The sequence below is a fragment of the Streptococcus sp. HMSC034B05 genome (assembly GCF_001809055.1).
In the GTDB taxonomy this organism is placed as follows: Bacteria; Bacillota; Bacilli; order Lactobacillales; family Streptococcaceae; genus Streptococcus; species Streptococcus constellatus.
This window is the reverse complement of sequence record NZ_KV795627.1, coordinates 1-15,383: the sequence shown is the minus strand read 5'-3', so window position 1 is coordinate 15,383 and position 15,383 is coordinate 1. Positions and strand designations below refer to the sequence as shown.

The 15,383-nt window shown below is 32.4% G+C and carries 15 protein-coding genes; 14 read left to right on the top strand and 1 reads right to left on the bottom strand.

Features of this window, described 5'->3' with window-relative positions; all coding sequences use genetic code 11:
• The first annotated feature begins 208 nt into the window (after nucleotides 1–208).
• From dnaA to HMPREF2542_RS08370, 3 genes are all read left to right on the top strand, one after another.
• Nucleotides 209–1,552 (top strand): chromosomal replication initiator protein DnaA, encoded by a 1,344-nt coding sequence (gene dnaA / locus HMPREF2542_RS08380; protein WP_006270358.1) that lies wholly within the window; start codon nucleotides 209–211, stop codon nucleotides 1,550–1,552.
• A gap of 156 nt (nucleotides 1,553–1,708) precedes the next feature.
• The gene (gene dnaN / locus HMPREF2542_RS08375; protein WP_006268813.1) at nucleotides 1,709–2,845 is read left to right on the top strand and encodes a DNA polymerase III subunit beta; all 1,137 of its coding nucleotides are present in this window, start codon (nucleotides 1,709–1,711) and stop codon (nucleotides 2,843–2,845) included.
• Nucleotides 2,845–3,042 (top strand): DUF951 domain-containing protein, encoded by a 198-nt coding sequence (locus HMPREF2542_RS08370; protein ID WP_003071662.1) that lies wholly within the window; start codon nucleotides 2,845–2,847, stop codon nucleotides 3,040–3,042. Before dnaN ends, HMPREF2542_RS08370 begins: the two co-directional genes overlap by 1 nt.
• A gap of 86 nt (nucleotides 3,043–3,128) precedes the next feature.
• On the opposite strand, the gene HMPREF2542_RS08365 is transcribed toward HMPREF2542_RS08370, so the two are convergent.
• Nucleotides 3,129–3,629 (bottom strand): YehR family lipoprotein, encoded by a 501-nt coding sequence (locus tag HMPREF2542_RS08365; RefSeq protein WP_003071664.1) that lies wholly within the window; start codon nucleotides 3,627–3,629, stop codon nucleotides 3,129–3,131.
• A 146-nt stretch (nucleotides 3,630–3,775) separates the two neighbouring features.
• Between HMPREF2542_RS08365 and ychF the strand changes: the two genes are divergently transcribed.
• From ychF to HMPREF2542_RS08315, 11 genes are all read left to right on the top strand, one after another.
• Nucleotides 3,776–4,891 (top strand): redox-regulated ATPase YchF, encoded by a 1,116-nt coding sequence (gene ychF, locus HMPREF2542_RS08360; RefSeq protein WP_006270350.1) that lies wholly within the window; start codon nucleotides 3,776–3,778, stop codon nucleotides 4,889–4,891.
• A 72-nt stretch (nucleotides 4,892–4,963) separates the two neighbouring features.
• Entirely contained in the window at nucleotides 4,964–5,533 is a 570-nt protein-coding gene (gene pth / locus HMPREF2542_RS08355) for an aminoacyl-tRNA hydrolase (protein ID WP_003071667.1), read from the top strand.
• Nucleotides 5,534–5,536: 3 nt separating this feature from the next.
• Nucleotides 5,537–9,031 carry a transcription-repair coupling factor gene (gene mfd, locus HMPREF2542_RS08350; protein WP_058670002.1) on the top strand — a complete coding sequence of 1,165 codons (3,495 nt, stop codon included), beginning with the start codon at nucleotides 5,537–5,539 and terminating at the stop codon, nucleotides 9,029–9,031.
• A gap of 79 nt (nucleotides 9,032–9,110) precedes the next feature.
• Complete coding sequence (locus HMPREF2542_RS08345; RefSeq protein ID WP_049476378.1) at nucleotides 9,111–9,377, top strand: RNA-binding S4 domain-containing protein; 267 nt, start codon at nucleotides 9,111–9,113, stop codon at nucleotides 9,375–9,377.
• Complete coding sequence (locus HMPREF2542_RS08340; RefSeq protein WP_003071674.1) at nucleotides 9,370–9,738, top strand: septum formation initiator family protein; 369 nt, start codon at nucleotides 9,370–9,372, stop codon at nucleotides 9,736–9,738. Before HMPREF2542_RS08345 ends, HMPREF2542_RS08340 begins: the two co-directional genes overlap by 8 nt.
• Nucleotides 9,739–9,740: 2 nt before the next feature.
• Nucleotides 9,741–9,869: an SP_0009 family protein gene (locus tag HMPREF2542_RS10210; protein ID WP_261674405.1), complete on the top strand. Its 129-nt coding sequence runs from the start codon at nucleotides 9,741–9,743 to the stop codon at nucleotides 9,867–9,869.
• The gene (locus tag HMPREF2542_RS08335; protein ID WP_058670003.1) at nucleotides 9,862–11,142 is read left to right on the top strand and encodes a serine hydrolase; all 1,281 of its coding nucleotides are present in this window, start codon (nucleotides 9,862–9,864) and stop codon (nucleotides 11,140–11,142) included. The genes HMPREF2542_RS10210 and HMPREF2542_RS08335 overlap by 8 nt, the downstream gene beginning before the upstream one ends.
• Entirely contained in the window at nucleotides 11,139–12,416 is a 1,278-nt protein-coding gene (tilS, locus tag HMPREF2542_RS08330) for a tRNA lysidine(34) synthetase TilS (protein ID WP_058670004.1), read from the top strand. The genes HMPREF2542_RS08335 and tilS overlap by 4 nt, the downstream gene beginning before the upstream one ends.
• 5 nt (nucleotides 12,417–12,421) lie before the next feature.
• A complete protein-coding gene (gene hpt, locus HMPREF2542_RS08325) occupies nucleotides 12,422–12,964 on the top strand; it encodes a hypoxanthine phosphoribosyltransferase (protein ID WP_003071680.1) in 543 nt (180 codons plus the stop codon).
• 20 nt (nucleotides 12,965–12,984) lie between these two features.
• Nucleotides 12,985–14,955, top strand: coding sequence for an ATP-dependent zinc metalloprotease FtsH (gene ftsH, locus HMPREF2542_RS08320; RefSeq protein WP_003071681.1), 1,971 nt, complete (start codon nucleotides 12,985–12,987; stop codon nucleotides 14,953–14,955).
• Nucleotides 14,956–15,179: 224 nt separating this feature from the next.
• Nucleotides 15,180–15,383, top strand: a 204-nt coding sequence (locus HMPREF2542_RS08315) for a transposase (RefSeq protein WP_398578086.1), incomplete at its 3' end; no start/stop codon positions are given.

Genomic DNA, 15,383 nt, shown 5'->3' with positions numbered 1-15,383 from the left:
AAACTCACAGGATTATCCACTATTATTTTATAAGAAAATCTTGATAAATCACAGGAAAATTGTTTTATTCACAATCTGTGGAAAACTCGAAAGAACAATGTGAATTTATTTCCACAGATTGTGGAAAACTTTTACAGTTTATGGTAAAATATTTTTTATAGATTATTAAAAGAAGACAAAAAAACTGAATTAGCAAAGAAGGTTTTCTATGGCACAAGAAACTAGTTTTTGGGCGCGTGTTTTAGAATTAGCTCAAAAACAAATCAAAAAAAATACGTATGATTATTTCGTTGCAGGAGCTCGATTAATTAAAGTTGAAAATTTTCAAGCTACTATACTTCTCGATAGTACAGTCAAACAATTATTTTGGGAACAAAATTTAGCAGATGTTATCATTACTGCAGGTTTTGAAGTGTACAATAATCAAATTACAATGCATTATATCTTTCAAGAAGAGAAGGATGAGGTTAATCAGTCAACAAATACAAATCATTCAGTAATTACACCAAGCCTTCCTCCTATTGAAACTGGTTTAAAAACAAAATATACATTTGATAATTTTGTTCAAGGTGATGGAAATGTTTGGGCACTATCAGCTGCACTTGCTGTTTCTGAAAATTTGGCAACAACTTATAATCCGTTATTTATTTATGGTGGTCCAGGCTTAGGAAAAACCCATTTACTAAACGCAATTGGAAATCAAATTTTAGAAAATATACCAGATGCCAGAGTAAAATACATTCCTGCTGAGACTTTTATCAACGACTTTTTAGAACACCTTCGATTAGGTGAAATGGAAAGCTTTAAGAGAACTTATCGAAGCCTTGATCTCTTATTGATTGATGATATTCAGTCTTTGGGAGGAAAGAAGGTTTCCACTCAAGAAGAATTTTTTAATACTTTTAATGCTTTGCATGGGGACAATAAACAAATTGTGCTCACAAGTGACCGTAGTCCTGACCATCTGGATAATCTCGAAGAACGTTTAGTCACGCGCTTTAAATGGGGATTAACTCAAAATATTACCCCACCAGATTTCGAAACAAGAGTTGCCATTTTACGCAATAAAATAGAAGATTTAGACTATATTTTTCCAAATGATACTTTGGAATACTTAGCAGGTCAATTTGATTCAAATGTTCGAGATTTAGAAGGTGCCTTAAATGATATTTCTCTCATGGCCAGAGTGAAAAATCTTAAAGAAATTACAATTGATGTTGCTGCTGAAGCTATTCGAGCTCGAAAACAAGATGCAAGTCAAATGTTAGTTATTCCAATTGATAAAATCCAAACAGAAGTTGGAAATTTCTATGGCGTTAGCGTTAAAGAAATGAAAGGAAGTCGTCGTATTCAAAATATTGTTCTTGCTAGACAAGTAGCTATGTATCTTGCTCGTGAGTTAACTGATAATAGCCTTCCAAAAATTGGAAGAGAATTTGGCGGCAAAGATCATACAACAGTTATACATGCTCATGGAAAAATTAAAACAATGCTCGAAACAGATGATAATCTTCGCTTAGAAATAGAAAATATAAAGAATAAAATCAAATAATTGTGTATAACCGTAGAAAAAGAGTTAAAGTTATTCACAATTTATAAACAAGTTTATTTCTGCACTCGAACACTAATTTGAAAACTTTTCCACAAGTTTCACACAAACTACTATTACTACTAACTTAATAATCATAAAATAATAAAAGGAGTTTCTATGATTAACTTTTCAATCAATAAAAATTTATTTTTACAAGCTTTAAATACCACCAAGCGGGCTATTAGTCACAAAAATGCTATACCAATTCTTTCTACAGTAAAAATTGATGTCACAAATGAAGGGATTACATTGATTGGCTCTAATGGTCAAATTTCTATTGAAAATTTTATTTCAATTAAAAACGAAAATGCAGGGCTTTTAGTAACTTCTTCGGGCTCTATTTTACTTGAAGCAACTTTTTTCATCAATGTAGTATCAAGTCTTCCTGATATAACACTTGATTTTAAAGAAATTGATCAAAAGCAGATTGTCCTAACAAGTGGAAAATCAGAAATCACTTTAAAAGGAAAAGATGCAGATCAATATCCTCGTATTCAAGAAATTTCAGCAAGTAATCCCTTGGTTCTTGAAACAAGTGTTCTTAAAAATATCATTAATGAGACAGCTTTTGCAGCTAGTACACAAGAAAGTCGTCCGATTTTAACAGGAGTTCATTTTGTCTTAACAGAAAATAAAAATTTAAAGACAGTTGCAACAGATTCTCATCGGATGAGTCAAAAGCAAATTATTTTAGAAAAAAATGGAGATAACTTTGATGTTGTTATTCCTAGTCGTTCTTTACGTGAATTTTCAGCCGTTTTTACGGATGATATTGAAACAGTAGAAATTTACTTCACAAATAATCAATTGCTCTTTAGAAGTGAAAATATTAGCTTTTATACACGGCTTCTTGAAGGAAACTATCCTGATACCGATCGTTTAATTCCAACTGATTTTAATAACATAATTACTTTTGATACTAACAATCTTCGTTATGCAATGGAACGTGCACGTCTTCTTTCAAATGCGACTCAAAATGGAACAGTAAAATTAGAAATTATAAATGGTGTAGTTAGTGCACATGTTAACTCCCCTGAAGTTGGACGTGTGAATGAAGAAATTGATACTGAAAGTATTTCAGGTCAAGATTTAACCATTAGTTTCAATCCAACTTATTTAATTGATTCTTTAAAAGCTATTGACAGTGAAAAAGTTACAATCAGCTTTATTTCAGCTGTTCGCCCATTCACTTTGGTACCAAATGATGACACAGAAAACTTTATTCAATTGATTACACCAGTGAGAACAAATTAATGTATAATGTAGGAAATTTTGTTGAAATGAAAAAACCACATGCTTGTATCATTAAATCCACAGGCAAAAAAGCAAATCGTTGGGAAATTATTCGAGTAGGTGCAGATATTAAAATTCGCTGTACAAATTGTCAACATATTGTGATGATGAGCCGATATGATTTTGGACGAAAATTGAAAAAAGTTCTAGGAAATTAATTTCCTAGAACTTTTTTCATAATTATGTGACTTTCAGTCCATCTCGCTCCGTAAGGTGCAAGACAAATAAACCACCCGTTTTGATTTTATTTTAATTTTTCAAATTTACCATCTGTAACTTCTTTAAAACCTTTACTTGTTAAGAACTTTTTACTAGCTTTCATGCTAACTTTTTTAGATTTTCTTGTATTTTTATCTGTGTACATTCCAGGTAAGTTTACTAATTTATCAAAGTCTACTTTATTGAAGTTAATTTCTAAACTTTCTCTAACTCCTTTATCTTCATAAACAACTTTTTCTTTAATCCCCTTAATATTTTGATACATTTGTGAAGCTTTATCAATTCTATCTTTAACATCTTCTTTTTTAGTAGCTCCTAATGTTTTATAAGACCAAAATGAATCAGTAGTTTGTTTTGTGACAATATCTCCTTTATAATAATAAGTTAATCGTAAGTCATATTGTAAATTTTGATCAATTCTTTGGAATGACATTGTTTTTTCTTGGGCTCCACATGCTCCAAGGATAATTAGTGAAACAATTGTAACAAAGCCAAGTAACAATTGTTTAAAATAACTTTTTTTCATGGTATTTACCTCCTATAGCTTAATAAAATTATAATATTTTTATGAGGTAAATGCAATATTTTATTAAAATGATTAAGTTGTAAGTCAAATGGCTGTAAATATGGTATAATGATTTATTGAATTGAAAAGATGAAAGGAAGCGCGAAATGGCTTTAACAGCAGGAATTGTGGGATTGCCTAATGTTGGAAAATCCACTTTATTTAATGCAATTACAAAAGCGGGAGCAGAAGCAGCTAACTATCCCTTTGCGACGATAGACCCTAATGTTGGTATGGTTGAAGTACCAGATGTCCGTTTACAGAAGTTGACAGAACTTATTGTTCCTAAAAAGACTGTACCAACAACGTTTGAGTTTACAGATATTGCAGGTATTGTCAAGGGAGCGTCGAAGGGTGAAGGCCTTGGTAATAAATTTTTAGCTAATATTCGTGAAGTAGATGCTATCGTTCATGTAGTGCGGGCTTTTGATGATGAAAATGTTATGCGTGAGCAAGGACGTGAGTCGAGTTTTGTTGACCCAATGGCTGATATTGAAACAATTAATCTTGAGTTGATTTTAGCAGATTTGGAAAGTATCAACAAACGCTATGCACGTGTGGAAAAAGTTGCTCGAACCCAAAAAGATAAAGATTCAGTAGCTGAGTTTCATGTTTTGCAAAAAATTAAGCCAGTTTTGGAAAATGGTTTATCAGCTCGTACCATTGAATTTGATGAGGAAGAACAAAAGATTGTCAAAAAATTATTTTTATTGACCACAAAACCAGTGCTTTATGTTGCTAATGTTGGTGAAGATGAGGTAGCAGATCCTGATAATATTGATTATGTTCAACAAATTCGCGAATTTGCAGCAACTGAAAATGCAGAGGTAGTTGTCATATCTGCGCGTGCTGAAGAAGAAATTTCTGAACTTGATGATGAAGATAGGGTGGAATTTTTAGAAGCAATGGGCTTAGATGAATCTGGAGTTGATAAATTAACCAGAGCAGCTTATCATTTATTAGGACTTGGAACTTATTTTACAGCAGGAGAAAAGGAAGTTCGAGCTTGGACATTTAAACGTGGCATAAAAGCACCACAAGCAGCTGGAATTATTCACTCAGACTTTGAGAAAGGCTTCATTCGTGCTGTAACCATGTCTTATGATGATTTAGTAAAATATGGGAGTGAAAAAGCAGTCAAGGAAGCAGGACGGCTACGCGAAGAAGGAAAAGAATATATCGTTCAAGATGGCGATATTATGGAATTTAGATTTAATGTGTAAAGTAATGTAAATTAAATATAAATAAGGTTGGAAAAACTTTTCCAGCCCTTTTGGTCTTTTTGGAGGTAAAAAATGGTAAAGATGTTTGTAGGGTTAGGAAATCCTGGAGAAAAATATTTTGAGACAAAACATAATATCGGATTTATGATGGTTGACAAACTATGTAAAGAAAAACAATTAACATTTACAGTTGATAAAATTTTTCAAGCAGAACTAGCTTCTACCTTTTTTAATGGTGAGAAAGTGTATTTTGTAAAACCGACAACTTTTATGAATGAGAGTGGAAGGGCTGTTCATGCTCTTTTATCCTATTATGGATTAGATATTGAGGATTTAGTAGTTATCTACGATGATTTAGATATGGAAGTAGGAAAAATACGACTTAGGACGAAAGGATCTGCTGGTGGGCATAATGGTATCAAATCAATTATTAAACATATTGGAACTCAAGAATTTAAACGAATTAAAATTGGTATTGGTCGTCCCAAAAATAATATGACAATTATTCACCATGTGTTAGGAAAATTTGCAAAAGAAGATTATGCTATAATTTTAAATACACTTGACAAGGTTGACGATGCTGTAAAGTATTATTTACAGTCTAATGATTTTGAACAAACAATGCAACAATACAATGGATAAAAAATGGATATTATTGAGTTTTTTAATCAAAATAAACAAATAGCTGATTGGCAAAAAAATCTAAATAAATCAACTCGACAACTATTGATGGGATTGTCATCTTCAAGTAAGGCTATCACCATGGCCTCTTGTGTAGAGGAGAATCATAAAATTCTGATTTTAACGTCTAGTTATAGTGAAGCGGAGAAACTTTCTAGTGATTTGATTGAATTGTTGGGAGAGGAAAAAGTATATACATTTCTTGCAGATGATACTCCATTAGCTGAGTTTGTCTTCTCTTCTCAAGAAAAGATTTTTGCTCGTCTAGAAGCTCTAGATTTCTTATTAGATTCTCAACAATCAGGATTTTTAATAGTTAATGTGGCTGCTAGTCAACTATTTTTACCTAATCCCATTAACTTTAATTCGGCTTATATTAATTTGAAAATAGGAAGTGAATATGAATTAAAAGATTTGATTCATCAATTGTCAAATTCAGGTTATAAACAAGTATCACAAGTATTGAATCAAGGAGAGTTCAGTCTTCGAGGTGATATTTTAGATATTTTTGAGCGCTCTAGTCAAATGCCTTTTCGAATTGAATTTTTTGGTGATGAAGTTGATGGTATTCGTCTATTTAATCCTGAAAATCAAATTTCTATTCAAAATGTAGAACATGTGCGTATTCATCCTGCTACAGATATCATATTTACTAAAGTAAATTATAGAAATGCACAGAAAAAAATAGAAAATCTTATAGAAAAAACTGTAGATTTGACGTTGAAATCCTATTTAGAGGAAATTTTAACTAGTATAAAAGAACAGACTCAACATGCTGATATTAGAAAATTATTGTCTTATTTTTATCAAAATGAATGGACAATTCTTGATTATCTTCCAAAACATAGCCCAATTTTCTTTGATGACTTTCAAAAGATCATGAATAAGAATGCTCAATTTCAATTAGAAGCAACAAATTTATTGACAGAAAGTTTACAAAAAAGCAAAGCTGTTGCAAATCAATCTTATTTTGCAGATACATATTCAATATTTAGAAAGTATAAACCAGCTACCCTCTTTTCAAATTTTCATAAAGGATTAGGAAATTTAAAATTTGATTCTCTTTATCAGTTTAATGAGTATCCTATGCAGGAATTTTTTAGTCAATTTCAGCTTTTGAAAGAGGAAATTAGTCGATATAAAAAATCTAACTATACAGTTATTATACAATCAAATTCTTTATTGACTTTACAAAGTTTACATAAAAATTTACAAGAATATGAAATTCCACTTGATTATGTTAATGATACTAAAATTCATAAACATGCTGTTCAATTAGTAGAAGGACGTTTAATTCAAGGATTTAATTTTGTAGACGAAAAAATCGTTTTGATCACTGAATATGATATTCTGCAAAAAAAAGTAAAACGAAAAATTCGCAGGCAAAATATTTCTAATGCTGAACGTTTGAAAAATTATAATGAGCTGGAAAAAGGAGATTATGTTGTTCATAATGTTCATGGAATCGGTCGATATTTAGGAATTGAAACGATTGAAATTTCAGGAATTCATCGTGATTATCTTACTATTCAATATCAAAATGCAGATCGTATTTCTATTCCTGTTGATCAGATTCACTTACTATCTAAATATGTTGCGAGTGATGGTAAAGCGCCTAAGCTTAATAAATTAAATGATGGGCGTTTTCAAAAAAATAAACAGAGAGTGCAACATCAGGTCGAAAATATTGCTGAGGATTTAATCAAACTTTACGCAGAAAGAAGTCAACTAAAGGGATTTGCGTTTTCTAGTGATGATATTTATCAGCAAGAATTTGATAATGATTTTCCTTATGTAGAAACAGAAGATCAACTGCGTTCTATAAAAGAAGTTAAAAAAGATATGGAAAGTGATCATCCTATGGATCGTCTTTTAGTGGGGGATGTTGGTTTTGGAAAGACGGAAGTAGCTATGAGAGCTGCTTTTAAAGCAGTAAACGATCATAAACAAGTGGCAATTTTAGTTCCCACTACGGTTTTAGCACAACAACATTATACGAATTTTAAGGAACGTTTCAATGATTTTCCTATTAATATTGAAGTATTAAGTCGTTTTAAAAGTAAATCAGAACAAACAATAATTTTAGAAAAACTAAAAAAAGGGCAGGTGGATATTATTATTGGAACACATCGCCTCCTGTCAAAAGATATTGTATTTGCTGATTTGGGACTCATTGTTATCGATGAGGAACAACGCTTTGGAGTTAAACATAAAGAAAAATTAAAAGAGTTGAAAACGAAAGTTGATGTTTTAACCTTGACGGCGACCCCTATTCCTCGTACGCTTCACATGTCTATGTTAGGTATACGTGATTTATCAGTTATTGAAACTCCTCCAACAAATCGCTATCCAGTTCAAACCTATGTTTTAGAAAATAATGTAACAGTCATTAGAGATGCAGTTTTAAGAGAAATAGGTCGAGGGGGGCAGATTTACTATCTTTACAATAAAGTTGACACAATGGAGCAAAAAGTTTCAGAATTGAAAGAACTGATTCCAGAGGCTTCTATTGGATATGTGCATGGTCAAATGAGTGAAATTCTTCTTGAAAGTACTTTACTTGATTTTATCAATGGGGAATATGATCTTCTAGTAACAACGACGATTATTGAAACTGGTGTTGATATTCCTAATGTTAATACTCTTTTTATTGAAAATGCAGATCACATGGGATTATCAACTTTATATCAATTGCGAGGGCGTATTGGTCGTAGTAATCGTATTGCATATGCTTATCTCATGTATCATCCTGACAAGTCTTTAACAGAAGTTTCTGAAAAACGTTTAGAAACTATAAAAGGTTTTACAGAATTGGGTTCTGGTTTTAAAATTGCTATGCGTGATTTATCCATTCGTGGTGCAGGAAATATTTTAGGAAGTTCACAATCTGGCTTTATTGATTCTGTTGGATTTGAAATGTATTCTCAATTGCTGGAGGAAGCTATTGCTAAGAGACAAGGAAAAGAGACAAAAAGGAAAAAAGGAAATGCTGAAATTAATTTACAAATTGATGCCTATCTTCCTAGTGATTATATTGCTGATGAAAGGCAAAAAATTGAAATTTACAAACGGATTCATGAGATTGACAGTCGTGTAAATTATGAAGAATTACAGAATGAGTTGATTGATCGTTTTGGAGAATATCCAGATGTTGTTGCCTTTCTATTGGAAATTGGTCTTATAAAATTTTATTTAGATCAAGTTTTTGTGCAACTCATTGAGAGAAAACAACAATCTGTAGTGGTTCGGTTTGAAAAAATTTCTCAACGTTTTTTCTTAACTCAAGATTATTTTGAAGCCCTTTCCGTAACAGATTTACAAGCAAGAATTTCAGAAAATAAAGGATTGATTGAAGTTATATTTAATGTAAAAAATAAAAAAGATTATAAAATTTTAGAAGAACTTCTGCAATTTTCTGAAAAATTAGTAGAAATTAAAAATCAAAAGAAAGATTGCTAACTTTACAATTCTGTAAAGTTTCACTTTCATCTATAATATTTTTTTAAAAAATGGTAAAATAATAAATTGAGGTAACTTTATGAGATTAGATAAATATTTGAAAGTATCCCGTATTATAAAACGTCGTCCTGTCGCTAAAGAAGTAGCCGATAAGGGAAGAATCAAAGTAAATGGAATTTTAGCTAAAAGTTCAGCAAATTTAAAAATCAATGATGAAATAGAGATTCGTTTTGGAAATAAAATTTTATTAGTCCGTGTTCTGGAAATGAAAGATAGCACGAAAAAAGAAGACGCCGCTAAAATGTATGACATTATAAAAGAAACAAAGGTAGAAGTAGATGGCTAGAAATATTATTCAATTAAATAATCGCTATATACGAGATGAAAATCAACATCGCCGTTATTTAGAGCAGGAAAGAAGAAAACAGAATCGCTTTATGGGTTGGGTATTGATTTTAGTCATCTTATTGTTTATTTTACCGACATTTAATTTGATTCAAAGTTATCAAAATTTACTAGAACGTCGATCACAATTGACACATTTGCAAAAGAAATATGAAGAAATAAGTAACGAAAAAGAATCTCAAAAAGCTTTTGCTAATAAATTAAAAGATGAAGAATATGCTGCTAAGTATGCACGCGCCAAATACTATTATTCTAAGCAAGGAGAACGTGTTTATACAATCCCAGGATTGTTGCCACAGTAAAAATGGAAAATTTATTACAAACAGTTGAACAATTTTTGGAGTTTTCAGATGAAAAATTAGAAGAGTTGTCCAAAAAGAATCAAGCTTTGAAATTAGAAGAGTTCAAAAAGGAAGGGGGAGATTATGCGTAAGTTATTATTTCTATTATTGTTGCCGACATTCTTCACTGCAAACATAGTAGTAAGTACAGAACAAGATGTAGAACTGACTGCAAAGCAACAGTATGAAATCACTAGTACGATATACAGTAACTATTATACTGATCTTCCAACAAATCCAAATGTTTATGAGCAAATTCCAACTTATACATCATTAAAATTGGAAAAAGTAGCTGGGAATTTAACTCCGAATACATCAATTAAACTTTCTGAATTACAGGTCAATGAACAAGGTATTCCAGTATTTAAACTCGCTGATGGAAAATTCGTTCCTGCTGATAAACGAATGATTTATGATGATGTTGTTCAATCAAGCATAGCTGTTTTTCAAACAATGTGGCTCAAGCCGTCATTTGTAGTTTATAATCAAGCTTTTGTAAACGGAACAAAAGAAGTTAAGACAAATCTGCTACCTTATCATTCAGTGAAAATTACTCAACTGGCTGAGACAGCATCGGGAAAGTATGCTTATGTTGAAGGCAAAGGTTGGATTGATATGAAATATCTGTCTGATACAGACAATCGTATGGATAAAGTTCAAGAAATTTTAAGAAGTAAGTACAATAAAACAGACTATTCTATCTATGTAAAACAACTAAATTCTGGAAAAACTGCTGGTATTAACCCAGACGTGGAAATGTATTCTGCTAGTGTAGCAAAACTTCTTATTCTTTATTATGCTCAGAAGCAATTAAATGAAGGAAAATATAGGCTATCCTCTGGTTTAAAATATATCCCTGCTGTAAATGACTATTCAGGTGCTTATGATACCGAAGGTAGTGGAAGCATTTCTAAAAAATCAGATAATAAGGACTACAGCATTCAAGATTTGATGAACCATATTGCAAAAGAATCAGATAATGCAGCTACAAATATTTTAGGATATTATATTACTAATCAATCAGACAGTACTTATCAAACAACAATTAAGCAAATTGCTGGGAAAAAATGGGATGTGGAAAAACGCAATGCTTCAGCAAAGATGGCAGGAAATGTGATGGAAGCTATCTATGAACAAAATGGTGATATTATCAATGCATTATCGCAAACAAATTTTGATGAGCAGCGTATTTCTAAAAATATAAATGTAAAAGTTGCCCATAAAATTGGGGATGCTTATGATTTTAAGCATGATGTTGCTCTTGTTTATGCCAGCTCTCCTTTTGTTCTGTCTATTTTTACAAATCATTCTGATTATGATACCATTTCTCAAATAGCAGATGATGTTTATGAGGTTTTGAAATGATGGAACAACGATTTTTTCAATTGGTGCAAAAAAAAGGCTATTTTAAATATCATAGAAGAATTTTACTTGCTATTTCTGGTGGACTAGACTCTATGACCTTGTTTGACTGGCTTTATAAGTATCGTGAAAAATTAGAAATAGAAATTTTACTTGCTCATATTAATCATGGAGTGAGAAAAGAATCTGATTTTGAGGAAGAAGAACTAAAAAAAATAGCAAAGAAACTTGGTGTAAAGATTTTTACATCGAGTTTTTCTGGTCCATTTTCAGAACAAAAAGCACGTGACTTTCGGTATACTTTTTTCAAAAAAATCATGAAAGAGGAACAATGTACGGCATTAGTAACAGCACATCATGCTGATGACCAAGCAGAAACAATTTTTATGAGAATTTTGCGTGGCAGTCGTTTATTTCATATTTCAGGAATGAAAGAAAAACAAAAATTTGCAAATGGAGAATTGATACGACCGTTGCTTTCTTTTCAAAAATCAGATTTCCCTACTATTTTTCACTTTGAAGATTGGACAAATCAAGAGAATCATTACTTGCGCAATCGGATTCGAAACGATTATTTCCCAATTTTGGAAAAAGAAAATCCACAACTAAAAAAACATTTAATAGAATTGGGAACAGAGATTTCTCAAATGCAAGATGCATTAGCATATTTAACGAAGAATATTGAATTAACAAATGTAAAGGAATTCCAATACCAACCTTATTGTGTACAAAGTTTTTTGCTACAGACTTATTTAAAGAAATTTCCTGATTTACAAGTAAGCAAAGCACAGTTTGCTGATCTTTTAACTATTTTGAATAAAAAATCTAACTATTCTCAATTGATTAAATCAGATTATGAATTATATAAAAATTATGATTATTTTGAGATTCGTAAAATCAGTCCACAGTCTGATTTAAAAGAAGATTCAATTTTGTTAAAATATAACGACATTGTGGAATATGGTCATTATCGCTTTTCTTTTGGAAAAGAACTTCGTGGAAAAGAAATCCAAGAAGTGTTTGTTTCACGTGAAACAGAAGTTTTACTTCGACATAGAAAAGAACAAGATGAAATTATTTTGAACCAACACCATAAAAAGCTTCGTCGTTATTTTATTAATCAAAAAATCCCTATAGATCAAAGAAAAAATGCTATTATTATTGAGCAAAATGGAAAAATTTTAGCAATTGCTGGAATCGTAACAAGTGATTTGAGTAAGAGTCAAAAAAATGATATAATGTATAACAAACTTTATATACAAAATTTAGATAGGTAAAAGAGATGCTAGAACAAAACATTAAGAAAGTTTTGGTTTCACATGATGAGATCGTAACAGCAGCCCAAAAACTAGGGGCTCAATTAACTAGTGATTATGAGGGGCAAAATCCTATTTTTGTAGGAATTCTCAAGGGCTCTGTTCCTTTTATGGCAGAACTGATAAAGCATGTTGATACCCACATTGAAATGGATTTTATGTTAGTGTCAAGCTATCATGGCGGAACTGCTAGTAGTGGTGTGATTAATATCATAAAAGACATTGATCAAGATGTTACTGGACGTCATATTCTTTTTGTTGAGGATATTATCGATACAGGAAAAACATTGAAAAGTCTTTGTGAATTATTTAAAGAAAAAAAGGCTGCATCTGTTAAAATTGCCACACTTTTGGATAAGCCTGAAGGGCGAAAAGTTAATATTGAAGCAGATTACACATGCTTTACGATTCCAAATGAATTTGTAGTCGGCTATGGTCTTGATTTTGATGAAAATTATCGGAATCTTCCCTATGTAGGTGTTTTAAAAGAAGAAGTTTATACAAAATAAAAAGGTATATTGATAGATAGATGAAAAATAAACAAAATAATGGTTTTATAAAAAATCCTTTCTTATATATTTTAATTATTGTTGTTGTTATTACAGGTTTTCAGTATTTTTCAGCTGGAAGTTCTGTAGGTCGTAGTCAACAAATTAACTATACTGAGCTAGTTAAAGAAATTAAAAATGGAAATGTAAAGGATATTAGCTATCAACCAAATGGTAGTGTTATTGAAGTTGCAGGTACTTATAAGAAAGAAAAGAAAGTAAAAGATAACACGGGTATTCAGTTTTTTACTCCCTCTTCTACATCTGTAAGTCGCTTTACTAGTGTTATTTTGCCTTCAGATTTAACAGTATCTGAATTACAAAAATTAGCTTCAGCTAAGGGAACTGAAATCACTATTAAACGTGAAAGTTCAAGTGGTGTGTGGATTCAGGTGTTGACTACTCTGGTGCCATTTGCTATCTTTGCTTTCTTCCTGTTTTCTATGATGAACCAAGGCGGAGGCGGCGGAGCGCGTGGAGCTATGAGTTTTGGACGTAATAAAGCTCGTGCGACAAATAAAGAAGATATAAAGGTTCGCTTTTCTGATGTAGCAGGTGCGGAAGAAGAAAAACAAGAATTAGTTGAAGTTGTTGAATTTTTAAAAGATCCTAAACGTTATACAAAACTAGGGGCTCGTATACCAGCTGGTGTTCTTCTTGAAGGTCCTCCAGGAACTGGTAAAACCCTTCTTGCTAAAGCTGTTGCTGGAGAAGCAGGTGTTCCATTCTTTAGTATTTCAGGTTCCGATTTTGTTGAAATGTTTGTTGGTGTTGGTGCTAGCCGCGTTCGCTCACTTTTTGAAGATGCCAAAAAGGCAGCTCCAGCTATTATTTTTATTGATGAAATCGATGCTGTCGGTCGCCAACGTGGTGTTGGTCTTGGTGGAGGTAATGATGAACGTGAACAAACTCTTAACCAACTCTTGATTGAGATGGATGGTTTTGAGGGGAATGAAGGGATTATCGTCATAGCTGCTACTAACCGAAGTGACGTTTTGGATCCAGCTCTTTTGCGTCCTGGTCGTTTTGATCGTAAGGTTCTTGTTGGTCAACCAGATGTGAAGGGTCGTGAAGCTATTCTGCGTGTTCATGCTAGAAATAAACCTCTTGCAGAAGATGTTGACTTAAAACTAGTTGCTCAACAAACGCCTGGTTTTGTTGGTGCTGACTTGGAAAATGTCTTAAATGAAGCGGCTCTTGTTGCAGCACGTCGGAATAAAAAAGTTATTGATGCTTCTGATATTGATGAAGCAGAGGACCGAGTTATCGCAGGACCGTCCAAAAAAGATAAGACAGTTTCACAACGTGATCGTCAAATTGTTGCGTATCATGAAGCAGGACATACAATTGTTGGGCTTGTTTTATCAAATGCACGTGTTGTGCACAAGGTAACTATTGTACCTCGTGGTCGTGCGGGTGGATATATGATTGCTCTCCCGAAAGAAGATCAAACTCTTTTATCTAAAGAAGATATGAAGGAACAACTTGCAGGATTGATGGGAGGACGTGTTGCTGAGGAAATTATTTTCAATGTCCAAACTACAGGTGCTTCAAATGACTTTGAGCAAGCTACACAAATGGCACGTGCCATGGTAACAGAGTATGGTATGAGTGAAAAACTCGGTCCAGTTCAATATGAAGGAAACCATGCAATGTTTGGTGCTGCAAGTCCACAAAAATCAATTTCCGAGCAGACTGCATATGAAATTGATGAGGAAGTACGTAATTTGCTTAATGAAGCGCGCAACAAAGCAGCAGAAATTATCCAATCCAATCGTGAAAAGCATAAATTGATTGCAGAAGCTCTTCTTAAATACGAAACACTTGATAGTCATCAAATTAAATCATTGTATGAAACTGGCGAAATGCCTGATGAACCAAGTGTAAGTTCTTCGCATGCTTTGAGTTATGATGAAGTGAAATCCCAAATGGAAGAGCAAAAGCCAGAATAAGTTTAAAATACAAAAATGGCTCATTGTCAACTGTAGTAAGTTTGATATCAGTTAACATCAAGAGAGGACGAACTTCGTCCTCTCTTGCATTATTGTCTCTTGCAAACCACTAGCTGTGCTAGTAGTTCCGGATAGCTTTTATCGTGGTAAGAAAAGAACCTCCTAAAATGCTAAGATAGAAGTGGTTTTCCTGCCACTACTAACTATCACAAAAGAGGTAGTCCATGAGAGAGGCTAATGAAAGCTTATCATATACCAAGTGGAATTGTAATATCATATTGTTTTCGTCCCCCAAGTATCGTCGTCAGCTCATTTACGGTAGATACAAAGTAAGTATCGGAAGAATCATACGGGACTTATGTGAGCGAAAAAGCGTGACCATCTATGAAGCCACGATGAAGAAACAGCAAAATATACTTCAACTACTG